Below are 220 nucleotides of genomic sequence, written 5' to 3'. Positions count from 1 at the left end.
CCCAGTAATTCCGATTAACGCTTGCACCCTCCGTATTACCGCGGCTGCTGGCACGGAGTTAGCCGGTGCTTCTTCTGCGGGTAACGTCAATCGATGAAGCTATTAACTCCATCGCCTTCCTCCCCGCTGAAAGTACTTTACAACCCGAAGGCCTTCTTCATACACGCGGCATGGCTGCATCAGGCTTGCGCCCATTGTGCAATATTCCCCACTGCTGCCT

At 54.5% G+C, this 220-nt stretch carries 1 rRNA gene; it reads right to left on the bottom strand.

The features are described from left to right. Positions 1–220 (bottom strand): 16S ribosomal RNA (locus WFP70_RS26635); the annotation flags it as partial.

Source organism: Pantoea sp. USMM079 (genome assembly GCF_037153115.1).
In the GTDB taxonomy this organism is placed as follows: domain Bacteria; phylum Pseudomonadota; class Gammaproteobacteria; order Enterobacterales; family Enterobacteriaceae; genus Pantoea; species Pantoea communis.
The sequence above is the reverse complement of the archived record's forward strand: the minus strand, read 5'-3'. Positions and strand labels throughout refer to the sequence as shown.